This is a genomic window from Mesorhizobium sp. M5C.F.Ca.IN.020.32.2.1 (assembly GCF_004023105.1).
In the GTDB taxonomy this organism is placed as follows: Bacteria; Pseudomonadota; Alphaproteobacteria; order Rhizobiales; family Rhizobiaceae; genus Mesorhizobium; species Mesorhizobium wenxiniae.
Genome location: NZ_RZSX01001706.1, coordinates 1 through 345 on the forward strand (window position 1 = coordinate 1; position 345 = coordinate 345).

Annotated in this window: 1 protein-coding gene; it reads left to right on the plus strand. The window is 67.0% G+C overall.

The window, feature by feature from the left end; translation table 11 throughout:
* Positions 1-345: asparaginase (locus EOA86_RS38265; protein ID WP_206630304.1), on the plus strand; the 345-nt coding region annotated here is incomplete at both ends.

The window sequence follows — 345 nt, forward strand, 5'->3', positions numbered from 1 at the left end:
CGCCGAGATTGCGCTCGCCCGCGCCGGCGGCTCGCCGAACGCCTTGCACAACAATTGTTCCGGCAAACATTCCGGCTTCCTCTGCACCTGCGTCCACGCCGGCATTGCGCATCGCGGCTATGTCAAGCCGGGACACGGCCTGCAGGACATGGTGCGCGACGCCATGCAGTCGGTGACGGGCGCTGTCCATGGTGTGGACCAGCGTGCCATCGACGGCTGTTCGATCCCGACCTATGCGGTGCCGCTCAGGAGCTTCGCGCTCGGCTTTGCCCGCATGGCCACGACATCAGGTTTTGGTCCCGAGCGAGCCAAGGCCGCGAGGCGGCTGCTGGCTGCATGCATGGC